1 pseudogene is annotated in these 1,500 nt (G+C 31.2%); it reads left to right on the top strand.

Annotated features, from left to right (window positions below):
- A pseudogene (locus F6K23_RS40415) lies at positions 1-1,273 on the top strand (serine/threonine protein kinase); the annotation flags it as partial.
- Between the last annotated feature and the right edge of the window lie 227 nt (positions 1,274-1,500).

Raw genomic sequence — 1,500 nt, 5'->3', positions numbered from 1 at the left:
GGAATTAACAAGAAGTTCAGACTTATATAGTCTTGGTGCGACATTAATTTGTTTATTAACTGGGATAAAATCTGGAGATATTGGAAATTTAATAGATGCGAATTATCGGATAATTTTTCGTCATTTAATTCCACCATTACAAAGGGGTTGGATTAATTGGTTAGAAAAGATGGTAGAACCGAAACCTACTGATAGATATGAAAATGCTAAAAAGGCTTTAGCTGCTCTTCAACCTTTAGATGTAAACCGTTTACCGAAAGTTAGAATTAGTCAAACAAATCTGGAACTTGCTAGCGATAAATGGGGAGAAAAATTAACAGGTATTATAGAGATTAGTAATCCAATTCCACAGACAACTTTATCTGGTAGATGGGAAGTTGCTCCCCATGTTAATGACCCTCCTCATACTCCTTATGACCATAGTTGGATTTCATTTTCATCTCGTAAGTTTGAAGGGAATAATGTAGAGTGTGAAATTACAGTAGATACCAGTAAGTTAGTAGAAAATGAAATTCATAAAAGGGAGATATTTTTACATAATAATTCAGCATCAGAAATTCAGAAGATAAATATTCAGGTAGAAACTGGTAGTTTGCCTAAATTAGAAGTTGACTCCATTTTGGGGTTCTTTTTTTGTCGCCTTGTAGTGGCAATGTTGGTATTTTGCATTTTTGATTCATCGAAATTCCATCCTCTATTTATTTGGTGGGCAGTAATATCTATAGTATTATGTGCTTTAGTGAATTATATCAACAACAATACTGTTATATCCATCATAACTTTTGGTGTTTTCTCTATAGTAACTTTTGTACTAATATTGTTATTCTTCTATGATGAAGCTGAATTGATGTATTTACTAGCGATTTTATCGGTACTATTATTGAGGGCTACGATAACATTCATAATTGTGGTAGTAATTTCGTATTTTTTGGCTAGGCTATATTTGTTTATATGGGCAGAAACAATTAAATTAATAATAATATCTAAAAATAAAATTGGTCAATCGATTGGTCAATTGTTATCCAAAAAAGAAAAAAGATTTATATTGATTTTGACAATAGGACTTGAGTTTAGCTTAGTTATAACTTTTAAGATTTTTTCTGAAGTCATTACTAAACCACACTGCTTTACTTTAGGAGAAATTTTAGTCTTAGCAATAGTAGCGATCGCCTCTCTTTGTATTACTCTAATACCTCTAATTTATTTAATATCGAAACCTATGAGAATAGTTTATAAATACAGAAAAGCAGAGCCAAACTTAATTAAAACATAATCAGAATATAGCCACTCGGAACCTAATATAAAAATTCAATTGCTTTCTATTCCCTATTCCCTAAAAACCCATGAATAATTACCCCAATTTTTCTTCCGATGGCTATCAAATAATTAGAGAACTCGGACACAATAATATTGGTGGGCGAGTCACTTATTTAGCTGAAAATATCCAGACTCAAAAAAAGGTAGTTATTAAACAATTTCAATTTGCCAAACTAGGGGCAA

This window comes from Okeania sp. SIO2C9 (assembly GCF_010672455.1).
GTDB lineage: Bacteria > Cyanobacteriota > Cyanobacteriia > Cyanobacteriales > Microcoleaceae > Okeania.
The sequence above is the reverse complement of the archived record's forward strand: the minus strand, read 5'-3'. Positions and strand labels throughout refer to the sequence as shown.